Annotated in this window: 21 protein-coding genes; 15 read left to right on the plus strand and 6 right to left on the minus strand. The window is 54.7% G+C overall.

Annotation, left to right across the window (positions count from 1 at the left end; genetic code table 11):
- Window positions 1–27: 27 nt before the first annotated feature.
- Together RT644_RS11885 and RT644_RS11890 are read right to left on the minus strand one after the other, a co-directional pair.
- Window positions 28–564 (minus strand): PilN domain-containing protein, encoded by a 537-nt coding sequence (locus RT644_RS11885; RefSeq protein ID WP_160268462.1) that lies wholly within the window; start codon window positions 562–564, stop codon window positions 28–30.
- Complete coding sequence (locus tag RT644_RS11890) at window positions 564–1349, minus strand: DNA utilization protein HofM (RefSeq protein ID WP_160268461.1); 786 nt, start codon at window positions 1347–1349, stop codon at window positions 564–566. Before RT644_RS11890 ends, RT644_RS11885 begins: the two co-directional genes overlap by 1 nt.
- A 119-nt stretch (window positions 1350–1468) precedes the next feature.
- On the opposite strand from RT644_RS11890, the gene mrcA reads away from it, so the two are divergent.
- The gene (mrcA, locus tag RT644_RS11895) at window positions 1469–4021 is read left to right on the plus strand and encodes a peptidoglycan glycosyltransferase/peptidoglycan DD-transpeptidase MrcA (RefSeq protein WP_020455545.1); all 2553 of its coding nucleotides are present in this window, start codon (window positions 1469–1471) and stop codon (window positions 4019–4021) included.
- 78 nt (window positions 4022–4099) lie between these two features.
- Here the strand turns inward: mrcA and nudE are convergent, their stop codons facing one another.
- On the minus strand, window positions 4100–4660 hold the full coding sequence (gene nudE, locus RT644_RS11900) for an ADP compounds hydrolase NudE (RefSeq protein WP_020455546.1): 561 nt from the start codon (window positions 4658–4660) through the stop codon (window positions 4100–4102).
- A 316-nt stretch (window positions 4661–4976) separates the two neighbouring features.
- On the opposite strand from nudE, the gene RT644_RS11905 reads away from it, so the two are divergent.
- From RT644_RS11905 to pckA, 5 genes are all read left to right on the plus strand, one after another.
- Complete coding sequence (locus tag RT644_RS11905) at window positions 4977–7115, plus strand: intracellular growth attenuator family protein (RefSeq protein WP_313626793.1); 2139 nt, start codon at window positions 4977–4979, stop codon at window positions 7113–7115.
- 60 nt (window positions 7116–7175) lie between these two features.
- On the plus strand, window positions 7176–7853 hold the full coding sequence (yrfG, locus tag RT644_RS11910; protein WP_045507969.1) for a GMP/IMP nucleotidase: 678 nt from the start codon (window positions 7176–7178) through the stop codon (window positions 7851–7853).
- Window positions 7853–8254 (plus strand): ribosome-associated heat shock protein Hsp15, encoded by a 402-nt coding sequence (gene hslR, locus RT644_RS11915; RefSeq protein ID WP_313626794.1) that lies wholly within the window; start codon window positions 7853–7855, stop codon window positions 8252–8254. The genes yrfG and hslR overlap by 1 nt, the downstream gene beginning before the upstream one ends.
- A gap of 24 nt (window positions 8255–8278) precedes the next feature.
- Complete coding sequence (gene hslO, locus RT644_RS11920) at window positions 8279–9157, plus strand: Hsp33 family molecular chaperone HslO (protein WP_313626796.1); 879 nt, start codon at window positions 8279–8281, stop codon at window positions 9155–9157.
- Window positions 9158–9494: 337 nt separating this feature from the next.
- A complete protein-coding gene (gene pckA / locus RT644_RS11925) occupies window positions 9495–11114 on the plus strand; it encodes a phosphoenolpyruvate carboxykinase (ATP) (protein WP_160268457.1) in 1620 nt (539 codons plus the stop codon).
- A 45-nt stretch (window positions 11115–11159) separates the two neighbouring features.
- Here the strand turns inward: pckA and envZ are convergent, their stop codons facing one another.
- Window positions 11160–12512 carry a two-component system sensor histidine kinase EnvZ gene (envZ, locus tag RT644_RS11930; protein ID WP_020455552.1) on the minus strand — a complete coding sequence of 451 codons (1353 nt, stop codon included), beginning with the start codon at window positions 12510–12512 and terminating at the stop codon, window positions 11160–11162.
- Window positions 12509–13228 (minus strand): two-component system response regulator OmpR, encoded by a 720-nt coding sequence (gene ompR, locus RT644_RS11935; protein ID WP_001157751.1) that lies wholly within the window; start codon window positions 13226–13228, stop codon window positions 12509–12511. Before ompR ends, envZ begins: the two co-directional genes overlap by 4 nt.
- Window positions 13229–13455: 227 nt before the next feature.
- Here ompR and greB point away from each other — a divergent pair, with 227 nt between their 5' ends.
- From greB to feoC, 5 genes are all read left to right on the plus strand, one after another.
- Window positions 13456–13929 (plus strand): transcription elongation factor GreB, encoded by a 474-nt coding sequence (greB, locus tag RT644_RS11940; protein WP_017459528.1) that lies wholly within the window; start codon window positions 13456–13458, stop codon window positions 13927–13929.
- Window positions 13930–14024: 95 nt separating this feature from the next.
- Entirely contained in the window at window positions 14025–16364 is a 2340-nt protein-coding gene (locus tag RT644_RS11945) for a Tex family protein (RefSeq protein WP_313626798.1), read from the plus strand.
- 493 nt (window positions 16365–16857) lie between these two features.
- The gene (gene feoA / locus RT644_RS11950; RefSeq protein ID WP_017459530.1) at window positions 16858–17085 is read left to right on the plus strand and encodes a ferrous iron transporter A; all 228 of its coding nucleotides are present in this window, start codon (window positions 16858–16860) and stop codon (window positions 17083–17085) included.
- 33 nt (window positions 17086–17118) lie between these two features.
- Window positions 17119–19437, plus strand: a complete 2319-nt coding sequence (feoB, locus tag RT644_RS11955; protein ID WP_313626800.1) for a Fe(2+) transporter permease subunit FeoB — start codon at window positions 17119–17121, stop codon at window positions 19435–19437.
- Between the two features lie 12 nt (window positions 19438–19449).
- Window positions 19450–19689 carry a [Fe-S]-dependent transcriptional repressor FeoC gene (gene feoC / locus RT644_RS11960; protein WP_020455557.1) on the plus strand — a complete coding sequence of 80 codons (240 nt, stop codon included), beginning with the start codon at window positions 19450–19452 and terminating at the stop codon, window positions 19687–19689.
- Here feoC and bioH read toward each other — a convergent pair.
- The gene (bioH, locus tag RT644_RS11965) at window positions 19686–20459 is read right to left on the minus strand and encodes a pimeloyl-ACP methyl ester esterase BioH (protein WP_313626802.1); all 774 of its coding nucleotides are present in this window, start codon (window positions 20457–20459) and stop codon (window positions 19686–19688) included. The two genes, feoC and bioH, sit on opposite strands and share 4 nt — an antisense overlap.
- A 38-nt stretch (window positions 20460–20497) precedes the next feature.
- On the opposite strand from bioH, the gene gntX reads away from it, so the two are divergent.
- The 4 genes from gntX to gntT all read left to right on the plus strand — a co-directional run bounded on the left by gntX (window position 20498) and on the right by gntT (window position 23492).
- Window positions 20498–21181, plus strand: a complete 684-nt coding sequence (gene gntX, locus RT644_RS11970) for a DNA utilization protein GntX (protein ID WP_313626804.1) — start codon at window positions 20498–20500, stop codon at window positions 21179–21181.
- Between the two features lie 58 nt (window positions 21182–21239).
- The gene (gene nfuA, locus RT644_RS11975; protein WP_017459535.1) at window positions 21240–21815 is read left to right on the plus strand and encodes a Fe-S biogenesis protein NfuA; all 576 of its coding nucleotides are present in this window, start codon (window positions 21240–21242) and stop codon (window positions 21813–21815) included.
- A 135-nt stretch (window positions 21816–21950) separates the two neighbouring features.
- Window positions 21951–22172 (plus strand): hypothetical protein, encoded by a 222-nt coding sequence (locus RT644_RS11980; RefSeq protein WP_313626806.1) that lies wholly within the window; start codon window positions 21951–21953, stop codon window positions 22170–22172.
- A gap of 3 nt (window positions 22173–22175) precedes the next feature.
- Window positions 22176–23492: a gluconate transporter gene (gene gntT, locus RT644_RS11985; RefSeq protein ID WP_020455560.1), complete on the plus strand. Its 1317-nt coding sequence runs from the start codon at window positions 22176–22178 to the stop codon at window positions 23490–23492.
- Window positions 23493–23530: the final 38 nt, after the last annotated feature.

Raw genomic sequence — 23530 nt, forward strand, 5'->3', positions numbered from 1 at the left:
GTTCGTAGTGATAAAGCAAACCAAACATCAGGGTTGAGCATCATCACGCTCCCGGTTCAGTTGGTAGTGGAATTGCCAGCGCCCCTGCGCATCACGCTCTACGGTGCCTGCGGGTTGCAGCTGAAACCCTGCCGTTTTCTGCAACCGTTGCTCAAGCTCGCTTAATGCGTTAAAAGAGCCGGCCAGGCCAGTGATTTCAAGCTGGTTTTGCTGCCAGCGCAGAGCAGTAAGCCAGGCATTGGGCGGCAGATTTTCCGCCAGGGTAAGCAACGTCTGTCGCCACGCCTCGGTACGCTGAAGCCGTAATCGCTGCGCCTGCTCCTGCTGCCAGCGCTGGTGTCGAAGCTGCAACGGCTGCTCGGCGGCGTGCAACCCTGCAAGTAAGGCGGCATCAGATTGCTGCCACAGCGTGGCCTGGCGCAGACCAGCCACAGCGGATGCCCGCCATAATGCGCCGCCTGGCACAATCACCACCGCTGTTGCGATAAAAACCGCGCACCAGCGACGAATGCAGCGCAACCGCTTTTGACGCCGCCAGGGGAGAAAATTCACGACGGGCTGCATCAGTATCCCCTGGCAACAGCCAGTCCCAGCGCTATCGCGTAGCGTTCTCCGCTATCGGGTAATGGTGCCTGGCGCGACGGGATCGCGCTCCAGCAGTCAAATCCTCCGGGCATCCCGCCACACTGCGCGATTTCGTCTGCGGGCAGCCCAAGCACGGCGGCAAGCCGGGCGGCATTTTCAGCCTCTTCGCGCGCACGTCGCCCCCAGCTCTCTCTCGTGGCCCACAGCCACTGGCGCTCATCACACCACGCCAGACAACGAGCCGGTGGAGTAAGCCAGGGTAACAATGGCTGTAATGCACTGGCATCCGGGGTAATAGAGGAAAGATGAAGAGATAATGTCTGTGCTATCTCCAGCAGTGACGCCACATCTTTATTTTGTGCAGCAGTAACGCCGTACGCTTTGCCGGGTTCATCTTCGGTGAAGTCGAAACAGAGATCGTTTTCTGCCATCTCCAGTTCACGCGCCATTGCCTGCGAAACCCAGCTTGTTAAAGCAGGTTCGCGCAGCGTGACTGCCGGTCGCGGCAGCTTTTTTTGCAGGGTTTGCCCCGCAGGAAATGCCATGCGTACGCAATGGCGTTGCGGTAGGGTTTGCCGCCAGGGCCGCAAAACATTGAGCAGTTCTTCTGGCGCTTTTATTCGCCCCTGCACCACGACGCCAGGGGATAGCGGAAGGTGCCACCAACGGCGCAGCGCCTGGCCGCGACGCCCGGCGGCAAGGGCGACAATGAAGATGCCATCTTGTTGAATATGCAAACCAATTTGCCAGTGCCTGAATGCCATAATTCCCGATCTCCTTATCGTCTCGCTGGATGACGCTATATCAATGCATCAGGCTTGCCTTTATACTACCGCGCGGTTGTTTATAAACTGCCCAAATGACTCTAAATGGGAAATCTCCAGTGAAGTTCGTAAAGTATTTATTCATCCTTGCAGTATGTTGCATTCTGCTGGGAGCAGGCTCGATTTACGGTCTGTACAAATATATTGAGCCACAGCTACCTGACGTCGCCACGCTGAAAGACGTGCGGCTACAAATTCCGATGCAGGTCTATAGCGCTGACGGCGAATTGATCGCGCAATATGGTGAAAAACGCCGTATTCCGCTGACGTTGAATCAAATCCCGCCTGAAATGGTTAAAGCGTTTATCGCCACGGAAGATAGCCGTTTTTATGAACATCACGGTGTTGACCCGGTGGGGATTTTCCGCGCCGCCAGCGTGGCGATGTTTTCCGGACGTGCGTCGCAGGGCGCAAGTACGATTACCCAACAGCTGGCACGTAACTTCTTCTTAAGTCCGGAACGCACGCTGATGCGTAAGCTTAAAGAGGTCTTCCTGGCGATCCGCATTGAACAGTTGCTGAGCAAAGATGAGATCCTTGAGCTTTATCTCAATAAGATCTACCTCGGTTACCGTGCGTACGGCGTGGGCGCTGCAGCACAGGTGTACTTTGGGAAATCGGTCGATCAGTTAACGCTGAGTGAAATGGCGGTGATTGCCGGTCTGCCGAAAGCACCGTCTACGTTTAACCCGCTCTATTCACTTGATCGCGCTACCGCGCGCCGTAATGTGGTGCTGGCACGTATGGAGAGCGAAGGCTACATCACCGAGCAGCAGTATGATCAAGCGCGCGGCGAAGCTATCGATGCCAATTACCATGCGCCGGAAATCGCTTTTTCCGCGCCTTACCTTTCCGAAATGGTGCGCCAGGATTTGGTCAATCGCTATGGCGATAAAGCCTACGAAGATGGCTACCGCGTTTACACCACCATCACCCGTAAAGTGCAGCAGGCCGCGCAGGCCGCCGTGCGTAATAACGTGATGGATTACGACATGCGCCACGGTTATCGCGGCCCGTCGAATGTGTTGTGGAAAGTGGGCGAAGCGGCGTGGGACAGTAAAAAAATCACCGATTCCCTGAAAACGCTGCCGTCTTATGGCCCGCTCTCGCCAGCAGTGGTGACCAGTGCCAATCCGCAAGAAGCGACGGCGATGATGGCCGATGGCACCTCGGTCTCTTTGCGCATGGAAGGCATGCGCTGGGCGCGTCCTTATCGTTCCGATACGCAACAAGGCGCAACGCCGCGCAAAGTCACCGACGTGGTGCAGGCCGGACAGCAGATTTGGGTTCGCCAGGTGGATGACGCGTGGTGGCTGGCACAGGTGCCGGACGTTAACTCGGCGCTGGTTTCCATCAACCCACGTAACGGCGCCGTATTGGCGCTCGTGGGCGGCTTCGATTTCAACCAAAGCAAGTTTAACCGCGCGACACAGGCGCTGCGCCAGGTGGGTTCTAACATCAAGCCGTTCCTTTACACCGCAGCAATGGATAAGGGCCTGACGCTGGCGAGCATTCTGAATGATGCGCCAATTTCCCGCTGGGACGCGGGCGCAGGCTCCGACTGGCGACCAAAAAACTCGCCGGACGAGTATGCCGGTCCGATTCGTTTACGCCAGGGTTTGGGGCAGTCTAAAAACGTGGTGATGGTGCGTGCAATGCGCGCAATGGGTGTGGATTACGCGGCGGAATATCTGCAGCGTTTCGGCTTCCCGGCGCAAAACATTGTTCACACCGAATCGCTGGCGCTGGGCTCTGCTTCCTTTACACCAATGCAGGTTGCCCGCGGTTATTCGGTGATGGCGAACGGTGGTTTCCTGATCGATCCGTATTTCATTACCAAAATCGAAAACGATCAGGGCAACGTGCTGTTTGAAGTACGTCCGAAAATCGCCTGTGCCGATTGTGATATTCCGGTGATTTACGGCGATACGCCGAAATCGAACGTGCTGGAAAACAAAGACATGGAAAACGTCGCCACCTCACAAGAGCAGCAGAACGCAGCCGTACCGCAGCCGCAGCTTGAGCAAGCCAACCAGGCGCTGGTGCAAAGAAGCGGCGCCGAAGAGTACGCGCCACATGTTATCAGCACTCCGCTGTCGTTTTTGATCAAAAGCGCGCTGAACAGTAACATCTTTGGCGAGCCCGGCTGGCAGGGCACAGGCTGGCGCGCAGGACGTGATCTCAAACGCAATGATATTGGCGGTAAAACCGGGACCACGAACAGTTCGAAAGATGCCTGGTTCTCGGGTTATGGCCCGGGTGTGGTGACCTCCGTTTGGATCGGCTTTGACGATCATCGCAGGGATTTGGGGCGTACTACCGCCTCCGGCGCGATTAAAGATCAGATTTCCGGCTACGAAGGCGGTGCGAAAAGCGCACAACCTGCCTGGGATGCGTATATGAAAGTCGTGCTGGATGGGGTTCCTGAAGAGCCATTAACCCCGCCACCGGGCATAGTGACGGTGAATATCGACCGCAGCACCGGCCAACTGGCGAACGGTGGTAGCAGCCGCCAGGAGTACTTTATCGAAGGGACGCAGCCAACGCAGCAAGCCGTCCATGAAGTGGGCACCACGTTAATGGATAACGGTGAGTCTCACGAGCTGTTTTAACTCGGAGCCAGGCTTGTCCCGGCTGACAGACAGCAAAAAGGGCGCGAATGCGCCCTTTTCATTTATTCTTTTGTGCGTTCAGAGCCGCCCCTGGCCTTTTAGCCATTCGCGAACCAAAAACAGCGCGCTGACATTGCGGGCTTCGTTGAAATCAGGATCTTCCAGCAGGTCCATCAAATGCTTCAGCGGCCAGCGTACCTGCGGTAGCGGTTCTGGTTCATCACCCGGCAACGACTCAGGATAGAGATCTTCTGCCACGATAATGTTCATTTTGCTGGAGAAGTAAGAAGGCGCCATACTGAGTTTTTTCAGAAAAGTAAGCTCTTTTGCGCCAAATCCGACTTCTTCTTTTAGTTCACGGTTCGCTGCTTCGTATATACTCTCACCCGGATCGATAAGACCCTTGGAAAATCCCAGTTCGTAGGATTCAGTGCCAACCGCATATTCGCGGATCAGGATTAGGTGATCGTCAACAATTGGCACAATCATCACGGCTTCGTGCGTAGAGGGGCGCATACGTTCATAAACACGGCGCACGCCGTTACTGAATTCCAGATCCACACGTTCTACGTTAAAAAGTCGTGAAGACGCGACCGTTTCTACGTTAAGAATGGTGGGTTTTTGCAATGATTCGCTCATTATTATCGGTCTTTGCAGAGAAACTTTCGTTATTGTGCGACACTACGCACTGTTTGGGCAATGTACTTTGCCGCTAATTTACATTCCTGCAACCTCTTCGAAATCAATTCCCAATTTAACCCAAAAGTCAATAGCTTGAAATAAAACTAAGAATTTGCTGATATTCCCGTTAGGGTGGTTTTGCTATTCTCTTTGACATTGGTATGCGCTTAAAAATACTCAAGTTAATTGCTTGCTTAAAAGGCCAACCACATTAGATTGTTACGGGAAGGGTGCAACTGACTACACCTGTTAGAAAAAGTAAGATGGGGAAAGCATGAGCACCATTTTGATTTTTTTCGCTGCTATGCTGGCCTGCGCATTCCTCGCCGGATGGATTTTCAGGTTCAGGTCGCAACGTCGGTATCGACTGCCTTATTTGCAGGCATTCACCGGCGCGACTACCCGTAAATTAACACCTGAAGAGCGTGAAACGGCGGAACGCTATCTGGAAACGCTCTCCCGCACGCAAAACAATCTCGCCCCGACGGGCGCGACTGCCGCCCCTGTCTCCATCAGCCTTAACGCACATAGCAACACGGTGCTGTATGTCACGCACCCGATCACCCGCTATGGCATCACCACTGACGCCCCGAATAAATGGCGCTACTACCTTGATTCCGTCGAAGTGCACTTGCCCCCTTCATGGGAGCAGTACATTACCGACGAAAACAATGTTGAACTGATCCGCACCGACTCAATGCCGCTGGTTATTTCGCTTAACGGGCATACGCTTAGCGAATACATGAGCGAAGAGCGCGGCGGTGAACTGGAACGCGTCTCGTCGAGTCAATCCGCCATCCGTGGCGAAGAAAGCGAGCAAATTGAGCTGCTGAATATTCGCCGGGAAACATCGGAAGAATATGCATTAAGCCGCCCGGACGGCATGCGCGAAGCGCTGCTGATTTCGGTCTCGTTTTTACTGTTTTTCTTCTGTCTGGCCTCGCCCGATGTCTTTATCCCGTGGCTGGCGGGCGGTGGCGTGATGTTGCTTGCTGCCGGGCTCTGGGGGTTATATGCGCCACCGGCTAAAAACACACTGCGGGAGATTCATTGTCTGCGTGGCACGCCAAAGCGCTGGGGGCTGTTCGGTGAGAATAATCAGGAGCAAATGAATAATATCTCGTTAGGTATTATCGACCTGATTTATCCGCGTCACTGGCAGCCCTTCGTCACACAGGATTTGGGCCAGCAAACCGATATTGATATCTACCTCGATCGCCACGTTGTGCGCCAGGGGCGTTTTCTCTCCCTGCACGATGAAGTGAAAAATTTCCCGCTGCAGCACTGGGTGCGCAGCGCCGTCATTTCCATCGGTTCGCTGGTGGTGCTGGCGATGTTGTTGATTTGGGTGCCGCTGGATATGCCGATCAAATTTACCGTGTCGTGGATTAAAGGCGCGCAGACCGTTGAAGCGAGCAGTGTGAATCAGCTTGAAGCTGCCGGGTTGCGGATTGGTGACACGTTGCGCATCAGCGGTACCGGCATGTGTAATATTCACATGCAAAATAACTGGACCTCGCGCCAGACGTCGCCGTTTACGCCGTTCGACTGCTCGCAAATTATCTGGAACAACGCCCCACCCCTGCCGTTGCCAGAATCCGATATTGTGAACAAAGCCACCGCGCTTGCTCAGGCGGTCAGCCGCCAGCTTCACCCCACTACCGAAGAAGATTCCCGCGTGAGCCCGGTGTTGCGCTCAGCCATTCAGAAATCCGGCATGGTGCTGCTGGATGATTTCGCCGATATCGTACTGAAAACTCAAGATTTGTGTGCCGCCCAGGATGAGTGTTTGCGGTTGAAAAACGCGCTGGTCAACCTCGGAAACAGTAAAGACTGGGAAACTCTGACCAAACGCGCCAGCGACGGGAAACTCACCGGCGTGAACGTTTTGCTGCGCCCGGTAAGCGCCGAGTCGCTGGATAATTTGGTTACCACCTCCACCGCGCCGTTCATTATGCGGGAAACGACCCGCGCCGCGCAGGCGCTGAACAGCCCGGCACCGGGCGGTTTTGTGATTAGCAGTGAAGAAGGTAGCGAGCTGGTTGATCAACCCTGGCCGCCGATTGCGCTGTATGACTACCCTGCGCAGGAACAATGGAAGGAATTCCAGCGGCTGGCGCAAATGCTGATGCAGACGCCGTTTCGCGCGGAAGGGATCATTACCAATATCTATACCGATGCCAACGGCACCAGGCACATCAGCCTGCACCGCATGCCGGATGCCAGCGGCCTGTGGCGTTATGCGGGAACCACACTTCTTTTGGTCGCGATGGTGATTTGCAGCCTTTACAACGGTGTGCTGGCACTGCGCCGTTACCAGCGCAATCGCACACGTATCGAAGAGATTCAGCAGTATTACGCAAGCTGTCTGAACCCCCAGTTTCTGCCCACCCAGGATAGCCTCAGCAGCTAACGATCTGTCGTGCGAGCTGTGTTAACCTGTCGCGCACGTTTTCTCTGGCTGGAGTTTTTAATGCACCTTGATATCGCATGGCAGGACGTCGATACCGTTTTGCTGGATATGGACGGCACGCTTCTCGATCTCGCGTTTGATAACTTCTTCTGGCAAAAACTGGTGCCGGAAACCTTTGGCGTCAAACAAGGCTTAACGCCAGAAGAAGCGCAGAACGTTCTCCGTCAGGAGTATCACGCCGTGCAGCATACGCTAAACTGGTACTGTCTGGATTACTGGAGCGAACGCCTAGGCCTGGATATTTGCGCCATGACCACCCAGCAGGGGCCGCGCGCGGTGCTGCGTGAAGATACGGTGCCGTTTCTGGATGCGCTACAAAAAAGCGGTAAACGCCGCATTTTACTGACCAATGCGCACCCGCATAATCTGGCGGTCAAACTTGAGCACACGGGTCTTGCGTCGCACCTTGATTTATTACTTTCCACCCATACATTTGGTTATCCGAAAGAGGATCAGCGCCTGTGGCAGGCTGTCGCGCAGGAAACCGGGCTTAATCCTGAACGGACGCTGTTTATCGATGACAGCGAACCGATTCTTGATGCGGCGGCGAAATTTGGCATCCGCTATTGCCTGGGCGTCACCAACCCGGATTCCGGGCTTGCGGAAAAACGTTATCTGCGCCATCCAGGCACTAATGACTACCGCGGCATGATCCCCTCACTTCTCAAGGAGATGTGATGAAACAGCAGCCTGCGCAAGAGGTTCGTCTGGATAAGTGGCTGTGGGCCGCGCGTTTTTATAAAACTCGCGCCCTTGCCCGCGAAATGGTTGACGGCGGCAAAGTGCATTACAACGGGCAGCGCAGCAAGCCGAGTAAAATCGTCGAGCTGAACGCCACGCTCACGCTGCGTCAGGGAAATGATGAGCGAACCGTGATCATTAAAGGCATTACGGAGCAGCGCCGACCGGCAAATGAAGCTGTCGAGCTGTATGAAGAGACGGCAGAAAGCATCGAGAAACGCGAAAAAATGTCGCTGGCCCGCAAACTTAACGCGCTCACCATGCCCCACCCCGATCGCCGCCCGGATAAGAAAGAACGTCGCGATCTTATAAAATTTAAATTGGGTGACAGCGAATAACGCTCACCCGCAAGAGAGATAATCATGGCCATTCAAGACCAATTACACCGCTATCTTTTTGAAAACTACGCTGTTCGCGGCGAGCTGGTGACCGTTTCCCATACCTGGAAACAGATCCTCGAAAACCACAACTATCCGCTGCCGGTAAAAACGGTGCTCGGCGAGTTACTGGTTGCTACCAGCCTGCTGACCGCAACGCTGAAATTTGCCGGTGATATCACCGTGCAGTTGCAGGGTGATGGCCCGATGAGCCTGGCGGTGATCAACGGTAACAATCGCCAGCAAATGCGCGGTGTGGCGCGTGTTCAGGGTGATGTGCCGGAAAATGCGGATCTGAAAACGTTGGTGGGTAACGGCTATTTGGTTATCACCATTACGCCGGAAGAGGGCGAGCGTTATCAGGGCGTTGTGGGTCTTGAAGGTGATACGCTGGCGGCTTGTCTGGAAGATTACTTTATGCGTTCAGAGCAGTTGCCAACGCGCTTGTTTATCCGCACCGGCGAGGTCGATGGCCAACCCGCAGCGGGCGGCATGCTGCTGCAGGTATTACCGGCACAGGAAACGCAGGCCGAAGATTTTGAGCATCTGGCCGTGCTGACGGAAACCATCAAAGCGCAAGAGTTGCTGACGCTGGCGGCGGAAGATGTGCTGTGGCGCTTGTATCACGAAGAAGAAGTCACGCTGTACGATCCGCAAGATGTGGAATTCAAATGCACTTGCTCGCGCGAACGCTGTGCGGGTGCGCTGAAGACACTGCCGGACGAAGAAGTGGATAGCATCCTCGCTGAAGAGGGCGAAATCGATATGCACTGCGACTATTGCGGCAGCCACTATCTGTTTAACGCGATGGATATTGCCGAGATCCGCAACAACGCCTCCCCTGCCGATCCACAGGTGCATTAAACCTCCTTCCTCACGCCGCCTGCGGGCGGCGCTTTTGCATGACTCGTCACGTTTCCGCTAAAATCCTCAATGAAAGTGTTACGTAACTTACTTTCATGAAAGCGATTACAGTCACAAAGCCGCGGTTAAAAATGTCGTCTTACGCCATTTTTGGAACATTTACCCCATAAATGAGACTATTTTTGCCATAATCCGTCTCGTTACGTGACCACAATCACAGTGTTTTCCGTCAGTCTGGGTTTGTCGAGTTAGGTAAATCTATGAGCCTCGTCCCGGTAAGCGGGTAAAAAACAACCCTACAATTTCAGGCAGTACATATTGGCTAAGGAGCAGTGACATGCGCGTTAAGAGCTTAACCCCGCAGGATCTCAAGGCTTATGGTATCAACGATGTTCAGGATGTCGTCTACAACCCCGATTACGATACGCTGTATCAGGAGGAGCTCCGTCCAGACCTGGAAGGATATGAGCGTGGTGTGCTGACGAATTCTGGTGCTGTCGCCGTCGACACCGGTATTTTTACCGGCCGTTCGCCGAAGGATAAGTATATTGTGCGTGATGACACCACCCGCGATACCGTGTGGTGGTCCGATAAAGGCAAAGGCAAGAACGACAACAAGCCGATCTCGCCTGAGGTCTGGCAACATCTAAAAGGCCTGGTCACCAGGCAGCTTTCCGGCAAGCGTCTGTTTATTATTGACGCCTTTTGCGGCGCAAACCCGGACACGCGTCTCTCGGTGCGTTTTATCACCGAAGTGGCCTGGCAGGCGCACTTCGTGAAGAATATGTTCATTCGCCCGACCGAAGAAGAGCTGGCAAGCTTTACGCCAGACTTTATCGTGATGAATGGCGCGAAATGCACCAACCCACAATGGCAAGAGCAAGGTCTCAACTCGGAAAACTTTGTCGCCTTTAATCTCACCGAACGCATCCAGTTGATTGGCGGAACCTGGTACGGTGGCGAGATGAAGAAAGGTATGTTCTCAATCATGAACTACCTGCTGCCGTTACAGGGCATCGCCTCAATGCACTGTTCAGCAAACGTCGGTGAAAAAGGCGATGTTGCCGTGTTCTTCGGGCTTTCCGGTACCGGCAAAACCACCCTCTCCACCGACCCGAAACGCCGCCTGATTGGCGACGATGAACACGGCTGGGATGATGACGGCGTTTTCAACTTCGAAGGCGGTTGCTACGCCAAAACTATTCGGCTTTCGGAAGAGGCTGAACCGGATATCTTCCACGCCATCCGTCGCGATGCGCTACTGGAAAATGTCAGCGTCCGCGCCGACGGCAGCATTGATTATGATGATGCGTCGAAAACGGAAAACACCCGGGTGTCGTACCCGATTTACCATATTCAGAACATCGTAAAACCGGTCTCCAAAGCAGGCCACGCCACGAAAGTTATCTTCCTGACGGCAGATGCGTTCGGCGTGCTGCCGCCGGTTTCACGCCTGACCGCCAGCCAGACGCAGTACCATTTCCTTTCCGGTTTTACCGCTAAACTTGCCGGAACCGAACGCGGCGTCACCGAGCCGACCCCCACCTTCTCGGCCTGTTTTGGTGCCGCGTTTTTATCACTGCATCCAACGCAATATGCGGAAGTTCTGGTGAAAAGAATGCAGGCGTCTGGCGCGCAGGCGTATCTGGTCAATACCGGCTGGAACGGCACCGGTAAACGCATCTCTATCAAGGATACGCGGGCGATTATCGACGCGATCCTTAATGGCTCGCTGGACGATGCGGAAACCTTTACCCTGCCGATGTTCAACCTGGCCATCCCGACTTCGCTGCCGGGCGTAGATACGCGCATTCTCGACCCGCGCAATACCTACGCGTCTGCGGAGCAGTGGCAGGAGAAAGCCGCGCAGCTGGCAACGTTGTTTATTGAAAATTTCGAGAAGTACACCGATACCGCCGCCGGTGCCGCGTTAGTCAGCGCCGGGCCAAAAGTGTAATTTGGCTACGCAAGAGAAACAAAACCCGCCAGATGGCGGGTTTTTTTACACTTCTTTATTCTGCCCGCTCAGCCGCGCAATCGGAATCGGCAGCCAGGCGCGAATACAGAGCCCGCCCCGCTCGCTGGTACCCAATTCAAGAATGCCGTTATGGTTATCCACAATACGCTGCACGATTGCCAGCCCCAGGCCCGTACCGCTGGTGCTGCGCGCGCTGTCACCGCGGACAAACGGCTGGAACAGATGTTCGCGCTGCTCCGGTTTGATGCCCGGGCCGTCATCTTCAACCTGGAACCAGGCGCGATTGTGCTCGGTACCGCTGCTGACTTTGATCCAGCCATTGCCGTAGCGCGCCGCGTTAACCACCATATTGGCAACCGCGCGTTTAATGGAAAGCGGGTGCATACGCACGAAAATCTCGCTCTCTTTCAACCCGGTATCGATCTCACGCTCGTAGCCGCTTTCCGCCGCGATGACTTCACCAAGTACTGCGTTCAGTTCGGCCACTTCCATCGGCATTTCCTGCCCGGTACGCAGATAATCGATAAACTGCTCGATAATCGCGTTGCACTCTTCAATATCTTTATTAATGGATTCAGCGAGATAGCCATCTTCTTCCGCCATCATCTCCGTCGCCAGGCGAATACGTGTGAGCGGCGTACGCAGATCGTGGCTGACGCCCGCCATCAATAACGTGCGATCGTCGGCAAGCTGCTTCACCCCGGCGGCCATCTGGTTAAAGGCGCGGGTAACCGAGCGCACTTCCGACGCGCCATATTCACGCAGCGGCGGCGGAATATGCCCTTTCCCCACCTTCAGCGCGGCGTGTTCCAGGTCAACAAGTGGTCGGTTCTGAATGCGGATAAACAACCAGGCACCGCCTATCGCCAGCAGCATAATCGCCAGCGTGTAGCGGAACAGTGGGGAGAAATCCCCTTGATGAATTTCGGTCAGCGGTACGCGCACCCAGATATTGGGCGACAGCCAGGTTTTCAGCCACACCACCGGTGAGCTTTTATTCACCTCAACGCGCACTTCGGTCGGGCCGCCAAGCTGCTGTGCCATTTGCTGACTTAAGAATTCGTAATGCTGCGCCCAACGCAGACCGGCGTCTTCTGCGGCCTCGTTGGAGTAAAGCGAAATGCCCAGCTCGCGGTAAATCTCACGGCGAAACGCCGGAGGCACCACCAGCTGCGTGCCGTCCTCCAGTTGCAGTTTATCGGTCATCAACATACGCACTTCGTAGGCGAGAACCTTATTAAACTGCTGGAGGCTGGGCAGAATGGCGAAGTTCAGCACCACCAGGTAGGTCGTCACCAGGCTGGCGAACAGCAAGGTGACGATAAGTAACAGGGTGCGGGCAAAAGAACTGCGCGGCGAGAAACGCACTCGCATCATGCTTTAGAGCCGTCCGGTACAAAAACGTAGCCAAGGCCCCAAACGGTCTGGATATAGCGCGGGTGCGCCGGATCTTCTTCCACCATGCGACGCAAGCGCGAGATCTGCACGTCAATAGAACGCTCCATCGCCGAGTATTCACGCCCGCGCGCCAGGTTCATCAGCTTATCGCGCGATAACGGCTCACGCGGATGGCTCACCAGTGCTTTCAGCACCGCGAATTCACCGCTGGTCAGCGGCATCGGTTCATCTTCGCGGAACATTTCGCGCGTACCAAGATTCAGCTTGAACTTACCAAACGCAATTACCGCTTCTTCCTGAGACGGCGCGCCCGGCAGTTCATTCGCCTGACGGCGCAGCACAGCACGAATACGCGCCAGCAGCTCACGCGGGTTAAACGGTTTGGGAATATAATCGTCGGCACCAATTTCCAGACCCACAATGCGGTCCACTTCTTCGCCTTTCGCCGTCACCATAATAATCGGCATCGGGTTGCTCTGGCTGCGCAAACGGCGGCAGATAGAGAGGCCATCTTCGCCTGGCAGCATCAGATCCAGCACCATCAAATGGAAAGATTCACGGGTTAACAGACGATCCATCTGCTCAGCGTTAGCCACGCTGCGAACCTGGAAGCCCTGCTCGGTAAGGTAACGCTCAAGCAATGCGCGCAGGCGCATGTCGTCATCCACGACCAGAATCTTATAATTCTCTTGCATTGTTTATACTCCCAAAGGTTCCGACAATAATGTTTCCGTATTCTAGAAAAGTGCGCGTTCACGACCAGCGAAATCTGGTATACATTCTAGTCGAAATTGTTACAAAGCATATTTAACAGCAGCTTATATGCATATGTCATCACAGAAAGCATGATTAATCTGCACCTTACACTATCGCGTTTGTAACGTGTGTGCAGGCAAGAACGTCACGGAAATAAGGCCCAAGAATGAAAACGCCCCTGATTACCCGCGAAGGTTATGAAAAACTGAAGCAGGAACTCGATTTTCTCTGGCGTCAGGAGCGCCCGGAAGTCACCAAAAAAGTCACCTGGGCGGCCAGCCTCGGCGACCGCAGCGAAAACGCCGATTATCAGTACAATAAAAAGCGCCTGCGCGAGATAGACCGCCGCGTGCGCTATCTCACCAAGTGCCTGGAAAATCTCAAAATCGTTGATTACTCCCCTCAGCAGGAAGGCAAAGTCTTTTTTGGCGCCTGGGTGGAAATCGAAAACGACGACGGCGATACACTGCGTTTTCGCATTGTGGGTTATGACGAAATTTTCGGCCGCAAAGATTACATCTCTATCGATTCGCCGATGGCGCGCGCCCTGCTCAAGAAAGAGGAAGGCGACGTGGCGGTAGTGCAAACGCCCGGCGGTGAAGCAACCTGGTACGTCAATCAAATTGAATACGTGAAATAACCCCCAGAACCGTCCGAGAAGCCCTGTGCGGCTGGCATTTTGCGATGCCAGTCCGTATAACTATCCCCTGATTTTTGTTCAGAAGATGAAATGACATGATGAATGATTCGCTCTGCCGCATTATTGCGGGTGAACTTCAGGCACGAACCGAACAGGTGGAATCCGCCGTTCGCCTGCTTGATGAAGGGAACACAGTGCCGTTTATCGCGCGCTATCGTAAAGAGGTCACCGGCGGTCTGGACGACACGCAATTGCGTCAGCTCGAAACCCGCCTTGGTTATCTGCGCGAGCTGGAAGAGCGCCGCCAGGCGATTCTGAAATCGATTGGCGAACAGGGCAAACTCAGCGATGAGCTGGCAAAAGCCATTAACGGTACGCTGAGCAAAACCGAGCTTGAAGATCTCTACCTGCCGTACAAACCAAAACGCCGCACGCGCGGGCAAATCGCCATTGAAGCCGGGCTGGAGCCGCTGGCAGATTCCCTCTGGAATGACCCGTCGCAAGATCCGGAAACGCTGGCCGCAACGTTTGTCGATGCCGACAAAGGCGTCGCCGACAGCAAAGCGGCGCTGGATGGCGCGCGCTATATCCTGATGGAACGCTTCGCGGAAGATGCCGCGTTGCTGGCAAAAGTGCGTGACTATTTGTGGAAAAACGCCCATCTCGTCTCCACCGTGGTTAGCGGCAAAGAGGATGAAGGCGCGAAATTCCGCGACTATTTCGATCATCACGAACCGATTTCGACTGTCCCTTCGCACCGCGCGCTGGCGATGTTTCGCGGGCGTAACGAAGGTGTGCTGCAACTGGCGCTGAACGCCGATCCGCAGTTTGATGAGCCGCCAAAAGAGAGCCACTGCGAGCAAATTATTATCGACCACCTCGGCCTGCGCCTGAACAACGCGCCAGCGGACAGCTGGCGTAAAGGCGTGGTGAGCTGGACGTGGCGTATCAAAGTGTTGATGCATCTGGAAACGGAGCTGATGGGCACGGTGCGCGAACGCGCGGAAGACGAAGCCATCAATGTTTTCGCCCGTAACCTGCACGATCTGCTAATGGCCGCCCCTGCCGGGCTGCGCGCCACGATGGGTCTTGATCCGGGTTTGCGTACCGGTGTGAAAGTCGCAGTGGTGGATGCCACCGGCAAACTGGTCGCCACCGACACGATCTATCCGCATACCGGGCAAGCGGCAAAAGCGGCTGTAGCCGTCGCAGCGCTGTGTGAAAAACACAATGTTGAACTGGTGGCGATTGGTAACGGCACCGCCTCGCGCGAAACAGAACGCTTCTACCTCGATGTGCAGAAACAGTTCCCGAACGTGACCGCGCAGAAAGTGATTGTCAGCGAAGCGGGCGCATCGGTTTATTCCGCTTCCGAACTGGCGGCGCTCGAATTCCCGGATCTGGATGTTTCACTGCGCGGTGCGGTCTCTATTGCCCGCCGCTTACAAGACCCGCTGGCGGAGCTGGTGAAAATCGATCCAAAATCTATCGGTGTCGGCCAGTACCAGCACGATGTCAGCCAGACGCAACTGGCGCGCAAACTGGATGCAGTTGTGGAGGATTGCGTGAACGCTGTTGGCGTTGATCTGAATACCGCCTCTGTGCCGCTGCTGACGCGCGTCGCCGGTTTAACCCGCATGATGGCGCAGAATATTGTCGCCTGGCGCGATGAAAATGGTCAGTTCCAGAACCGCCAGCAGTTGCTGAAAGTGAGCCGTCTGGGGCCGAAAGCCTTTGAACAGTGCGCGGGCTTCCTGCGTATTAACCACGGCGACAACCCGCTGGACGCCTCCACCGTTCACCCGGAAACCTACCCGGTGGTTGAACGTATTCTGGCGGCAACCGAGCAGTCACTGCGCGATCTGATGGGCAATAGCGCGGAGTTGCGCAAGCTGAAAGCCAGCGATTTTACCGATGAGCAGTTTGGTGTACCGACGGTCACCGACATTATCAAAGAGCTGGAAAAACCAGGCCGCGATCCGCGTCCGGAGTTTAAAACCGCGACCTTTGCCGAAGGCGTGGAAACGATGAATGACCTGCTACCGGGCATGGTGCTTGAAGGCGCGGTCACCAACGTGACGAACTTTGGCGCCTTCGTTGATATCGGCGTGCATCAGGATGGTCTGGTGCATATTTCATCGCTGGCGGATAAGTTCGTCGAAGATCCGCATACCGTGGTGAAAGCGGGCGATATCGTGAAGGTCAAAGTGCTGGAAGTGGATTTACAGCGCAAACGAATCGCGTTGACCATGCGTCTGGACGAACAGCCAGGCGAGACCAATTCCCGTCGAGGGAGTGGTAACACGGGCAATCGCGATAACGCGAACCGCAACGCGGCTCGTCCGGCGAAAGCGCCACGCGGTCGCGACAGCCAGCCAGGCGGCAACAGTGCAATGATGGATGCACTCGCTGCGGCAATGGGTAAAAAACGTTAATCTTTACCCCTCCCTTCACCGGGAGGGGTATTTTTTGCAAACACGTTCGAAAAAGTCCAGATTAAATCTGTCCAATGATGAACGAAAAGCAATTAACTCGTTATTTCAGCTGTTATTTACTATTCAAAATTATTAACTAATCACTACCTGTATTTAATTATGCAATCGGCATCGGCGTTATTTTCCTTGCGCGGCGCATATTACAAACATTAAACGCGAATTAACTTTGTAAAATAAAAATTACCTTTTTAACCTAGCGGTAATATTTTCTCGTTTTGCGCTGGTAATACACAACCCAACAAATTTTTGAGCTACGTCAAAAGAGAATCAAATTCTCAATTCTGCCCCCGGCAAACGCATTTTTATGATTGATGATAAAAACTATTCTCATTATCATTGGATCAGTAGATTATTTCTCCACTCCTTCGATGATGAACAGTGCGCCAGACGGCGCGTGGAAACTCTTGGCTCGCAGCGTAAATAAGTAGGCTCTATGCAATTCTCTCCAGACAGTGCGTGGAAAATTACCGGTTTCTCCCAAGAAATAAGTCCGGCCTGGCGACAGAAACTCCTGTCATTAGGGATGTTGCCCGGTTCCTCTTTTAATGTGGTGCGCGTCGCCCCTTTGGGTGACCCTATTCATATTGAAACCCGCCGCGTTAATTTAGTGTTACGGAAAAAAGATCTCGCGTTCCTTGAACTGGAAGCGGTATCTCGTTAATCAGCCAGTTGTTACAAAGAGTGCTAAGTAAAAATGAAAAAATTGACCATTGGCTTAATTGGTAACCCTAATTCTGGCAAGACAACGTTATTTAATCAGCTCACCGGCGCGCGTCAGCGGGTGGGAAACTGGTCCGGCGTAACCGTTGAGCGCAAAGAGGGACAGTTCAACACGACCGACCACCAGGTGACGCTGGTCGATCTTCCCGGCACCTATTCGCTCACTACCATTTCCGCGCAAACGTCGCTCGATGAGCAAATCGCCTGCCACTACATTTTAAGCGGTGACGCCGATCTGGTGATCAACGTGGTCGATGCTTCCAATCTTGAGCGCAACCTTTACCTGACGCTGCAATTGCTGGAGCTGGGCGTGCCGTGCATTATCGCCCTCAACATGCTGGATATCGCGGAAAAACAGAAAGTCCGTATTGATATCGATGGTCTTGCCGCACGCCTGGGCTGTCCGGTGATCCCGCTGGTTTCCACGCGTGGTCGCGGGATTGAAGCGCTAAAAATGGCTGTCGACCGTCACCAACACAACGACAACGTAGAACTGGTGCATTACGCCCAACCCCTTTCCCGCGAAGCAGACGCGCTGGCGCAGCAAATGGCCGATGATGTGCCGTTGCAGCAACGCCGCTGGATGGGTCTGCAAATGCTGGAAGGTGATATCTACAGCCGCGCCAATTCTGGCGTAAACGAACAGCAACTGGCTGCCTCGCTCGCTCGTCTGGGAGCGGAAATGGACGACCCTGCGTTGCATATTGCTGATGCGCGTTATCAGTCAATTGCGGCGATTTGCGATACCGTCAGCAACACGCTCACCGCTGAGCCAAGCCAGTTCACCGCCGCGGTTGATCGCATCATCATTAACCGCTTTTTAGGGTTGCCGATCTTTTTGTTCGTCATGTATCTGATGTTCCTGTTCGCGATTAACATCGGCGGCGCGTTCCAGCCGATTTTCGACGCAGGTTCAGTCGCGATCTTCATTCACGGTATTCAGTGGCTGGATTATACGCTGCACTTCCCGGAATGGCTGACCGTATTCCTCGCACAAGGGCTTGGTGGCGGCGTGAATACCGTGCTGCCGCTGGTGCCGCAGCTCGGCATGATGTACCTGTTTATGTCCTTTCTTGAGGACTCCGGTTATATGGCGCGCGCCGCGTTTGTGATGGATCGTCTGATGCAATCGCTGGGGCTGCCGGGCAAATCTTTCGTACCGCTGATTGTCGGTTTCGGCTGTAACGTACCGTCAGTGATGGGCGCACGTACATTAGACGCGCCGCGTGAACGCTTGATAACCATCATGATGGCGCCGTTTATGTCCTGTGGTGCGCGTCTGGCCATTTTCGCAGTTTTCGCTGCCGCCTTTTTCGGCCAGCAAGGAGCGCTCACCGTCTTCTCGCTGTATGTGATTGGTATCGTGATGGCGATCCTTACCGGACTGGTGCTGAAACATACGCTGCTGCGCGGCGAAGCATCACCGTTTGTGATGGAACTGCCGGTGTATCACGTGCCGCATCTGAAAAGCCTGTTGCTGCAAACCTGGCAGCGTCTGAAAGGCTTTGTCATCCGCGCGGGTAAAGTGATTATCATCGTCAGCATTTTCCTCAGCGCGATGAACAGCTTCTCGCTGGATGGTCGTACCGTACACAAAATTGATGAATCTGCACTGGCCTCAGTCAGCCGCGTCTTTACCCCGCTGCTGGAGCCGATTGGCGTGCATGGTGACCACTGGCAAGCCACCGTGGGTCTTGTTACGGGCGCAATGGCGAAAGAGGTGGTCGTCGGTACGCTGAACTCACTTTACACCGCGGAAAATATTGAGCAGGAAGCCTTTAACCCGGCGGAATTCAGCCTGACGGGTGAGCTGATTGCCGCTCTGGAAGATACGGCGAAAAGCGTGAAAGAGACGTTTAGCCTGAGCGTACTGGCTAACCCAATCGAAGCCAGCAAAGGCGATGGCGAAATGGCGACCGGTACCATGGGCGTAATGAGCGAAAAATTCGGCAGTGCGGCAGCCGCTTACAGCTACCTGATTTTTGTGCTGCTTTACGTACCGTGTATCACCGCGATGGGCGCTATCGCCCGCGAATCCAGCCGTGGCTGGATGGGCTTCTCGGTGCTGTGGGGGCTGAATATCGCTTACTCGCTCGCCACGCTCTTTTACCAGACGGCGACCTTCAGCGAGCACCCGGTCTACAGCCTGATCTGTATTCTGGCGGTTCTGCTGTTTAACGTGGTGGTAATTAGCGCCCTTCGTCGCGCCAGAAGCCGGGTGGATGTCAGCCTGCTGGCTACGCGTAAAACCGTCGCCAGCTGCTGCGACAGCCCGGCGGGCGATTGTCACTAAGGAGCAACAACGATGGCGTCGTTAATTGAAGTGCGTGATTTGTTGGCATTGCAAGGCCGGATGGAGGCTCAGCAACTGAGCGCCGCGCTGCATACGCCGCGCGCGATGATCGACGCCATGCTCGCTCGCATGGAAGCCATGGGTAAAGCCGTGCGTATTCAGGAAGAGGCTACCGGTTGTTTAACCGGTAGCTGCAAGCAGTGCCCGGAAGGGAAAAGCGCCTGCTCTCGCGAGTGGTGGGCGCTGCGTTAAACAAGCCTGGCTTTCAGCGCCAGCAACGCCTCGCAGAACGCGGCAGGATGGGAAACAAACGGCGCATGTGCCGCTTTCGGGAAAATCAACGACTCGCTCTGCGGCCACATATCATCCAGTAACGGAACGATTTTACGCGGCACCAGTCCGTCAAGACGACCATACATACGTAAAAACGGCAGCGTCAGTCCACTAAGTGCTTCACGTAAATCTACCGTTTTTAAAATCTCAAGCCCGCCGTTCAGCACTTCCGTTGGCGGCATCGGAAGCGACAACACCGCGTTTTTCAGCTCGCGCGCATCCTGCCTTGCGGTTTCAGTGCCGAGCGTCTGCAATGCCAGGAAACGCTCAACGGTACGCTGAAAATCCTCACTCAATTGGTGTTGAAAACCGGCCAGCACCTCAGGCTTAATACCCGCCCAATCGCCCTGCGCGCTAAAACAGGGCGATGAAGCAACCGTAACCAACGCACTGACGCGTTCAGGTGATTGCAACGCAATCTGGCTCGCCACCAGCCCGCCCAGGCTCCAGCCCAGCCATATCGCCTTTTTTGGCGCGTGAGATAACACGATATCCGCCATCTGTTGCAGCGCCAGCGCGCCAAACCCTTCACTTCTGCCATAGCCCGGTAGATCCACTAAATGCAGCGTAAATTGCGAACACAGTTCCGGTGTAATGCAATCCCAGACCTGCGCATTCAGCCCCCATCCGTGCAGCAGCACAAGATGACAATTTCCTTCGCCTTTGGTTTGCCACCAGATGTTCTTCATCAGCTATCGTTCTCTTCTTTCACACAAGGAGGTGGCACATGCTAACAGTGCCAGGCTTATGCTGGCTATGTCGAATGCCATTGATGCTGAGCCAGTGGGGAGTCTGTTCCCGCTGCACGCGCGCCATGGAAGTGCGCGAAAAAGTTTGCCCTTTGTGCGGTTTACCCGCCGCTCGCGACGACATTGCCTGCGGGCGCTGTCTGCAAAAACCGCCGCCCTGGCAGCGGCTGATTGCCGTCAGTCGTTATGCACCACCGCTTAGTCCGCTGGTGCAGCAGTTTAAATTTATGCCTCGCCCGGAAATCGCCCGCGCGCTGGCCCGTCTGCTGGTGTTGGCCGTATTAAACGCACGCCGCAGCGGAAACTGGCAGACGCCGGATATTATCCTCAGCGTACCGCTACATGCGCGTCGCCAGTGGCGCAGAGGCTTTAATCAAAGCGATCTCCTGTGCCGGGCGCTGGCGCATTGGTTGCAATGCCCATACTCTTCCGGCGTTCTACGCCGGGTGCGGGCAACGCCTGTGCAGCATCAACTCAATGCCCGTTTGCGCAAGCAGAACCTGAAAAATGCCTTTCGTCTTGAATTGCCCGTTGCCGGTCTCCATATCGTCGTGGTGGATGATGTCGTCACGACCGGCAGCACCGTTGCGGAAATCACCCGGCTGCTATTACACAGCGGCGCAGCAACTGTTCAGGTCTGGTGCCTGTGTCGAACCTTGTAGACCCTCGATGATGGGCGTATTATAACCAAGTAAAATAGTCAACTATTAGGCCATTGCTATGATCCGTATTTCCGACGCTGCCCAAGCGCACTTTGTCAAACTGCTGGCAAATCAGGAAGAAGGGACACAAATCCGCGTATTTGTGATTAACCCAGGCACACCCAACGCTGAGTGTGGCGTCTCTTATTGCCCGCCGGACGCGGTTGAAGCCACCGACACCGCGCTGAAATTTGAACAACTGATTGCCTATGTCGATGAGCTGAGCGCGCCGTATCTGGAAGATGCGGAAATCGATTTTGTCACCGACCAGTTGGGTTCCCAGCTGACGCTGAAAGCGCCGAACGCCAAAATGCGTAAAGTGTCCGACGACGCGCCGCTGATGGAGCGCGTTGAGTATTTGCTGCAGTCGCAAATCAACCCGCAGTTAGCCGGCCACGGCGGCCGTGTTTCGCTGATGGAGATCACCGATGAAGGCTACGCCATTCTGCAGTTTGGCGGCGGCTGTAACGGTTGCTCCATGGTCGACGTGACGCTGAAAGAGGGTATCGAAAAGCAGTTGCTGACCGAGTTCCCGGAGCTGAAAGGTGTGCGCGATCTGACCGAACACCAGCGCGGCGAGCACTCTTACTACTAAGCCTGCTTTCTGCTGTAGATTGCCCGGCGGCGTTCTGCTTGCCGGGTCTACAACGTTAATCCGTGTGTTACCCGTATCTCCCCGCCCACATTTCTCTTTTCATACCTGTTTAGTTTCCTGGCGTTAATATGACGCATGTCTCAGATCTTACATTTAGATCGCCCGAGTGATTCTCTTTTCGTGGATGTTACCCGTATCATTCCTGCCAGCACCGACAACTTAAAAAACATCCGACTACAATTTTTAGCAATGGATGTCAGCCGCAACGGTGCCGCAGCTCGCTCCTTCCTTTTTCGGGAATTTTCAGCGGCTGCCAGAAATACTGACGTTACCCATAACAAATTAAAGGCCAGGTAAATCATGCCATTAGTCATAGTCGCTATCGGTGTTGCTCTCTTACTCCTGTTAATGATCCGCTTCAAACTGAACGGATTTATCGCCCTGATCCTTGTGGCGCTCGCCGTGGGGATGATGCAGGGCATGCCGCTCGATGCCGTTATTAAATCCATTAAAAATGGTGTTGGCGGTACGCTCGGCAGCCTTGCGCTGATCATGGGTTTTGGTGCCATGCTCGGCAAACTGCTGGCGGACTGCGGCGGCGCACAGCGCATTGCCACCACGCTTATCGAAAAATTTGGTCGCCAGTACATTCAGTGGGCAGTGGTGCTGACCGGTTTTACCGTCGGTTTCGCGCTGTTTTATGAAGTCGGCTTCGTACTGCTGCTGCCGCTGGTGTTTACCATTGCGGCATCCGCACGTATTCCGCTGCTGTATGTAGGTGTGCCGATGGCGGCAGCGCTGTCAGTGACGCACGGTTTTCTGCCTCCACACCCGGGCCCAACAGCGATTGCGACCATTTTCCATGCGGATATGGGCAAAACGCTGCTCTACGGAACACTGCTCGGTATCCCAACCGTTATCCTTGCTGGCCCGGTCTATGCCCGTTTCCTGAAAAGCATTGATAAACCGATCCCGGATGGCCTCTACAACGCGAAAACCTTCACCGAAGAAGAGATGCCGGGCTTTGGTGTCAGCGTCTGGACATCGCTGGTACCGGTGATCCTGATGGCACTGCGCGCGGTAGCAGAAATGCTGCTGCCGAAAGGCCATGCGCTGCTGCCTTACGCTGAATTCTTCGGCGACCCGGTCATGGCAACCATGATTGCGGTGCTGATTGCGGTATTCACCTTCGGCCTGAACCGTGGCCGTTCGATGGACGACATCAACGAAACGCTGACCAGCTCCATCAAAATCATTGCCATGATGCTGCTGATCATCGGTGGTGGTGGTGCGTTCAAACAGGTTCTGGTTGATAGCGGCGTCGATAAATACATCGCTTCAATGATGCATTCCACCAATCTCTCCCCGCTGTTTATGGCGTGGTCAATTGCCGCAGTACTGCGTATCGCGCTGGGTTCCGCCACCGTTGCGGCAATCACCGCAGGTGGTATTGCGGCGCCGTTGATTGCCACCACCGGCGTAAGCCCGGAATTGATGGTGATTGCAGTCGGTTCCGGTAGCGTGATTTTCTCTCACGTTAACGATCCGGGTTTCTGGCTGTTCAAAGAGTATTTCAACCTGACCATCGGCGAGACCATGCGCTCCTGGTCGGCGCTGGAAACCATCATTTCCGTGTGCGGTCTGGTTGGCTGCCTGCTGCTGGGCATGGTGGTTTAATTCAGTCGCTGCACGTAAAAAGGCCCGGATAACCGGGC

This window comes from Kosakonia sp. (assembly GCF_032104925.1).
Lineage (GTDB): Bacteria > Pseudomonadota > Gammaproteobacteria > Enterobacterales > Enterobacteriaceae > Kosakonia.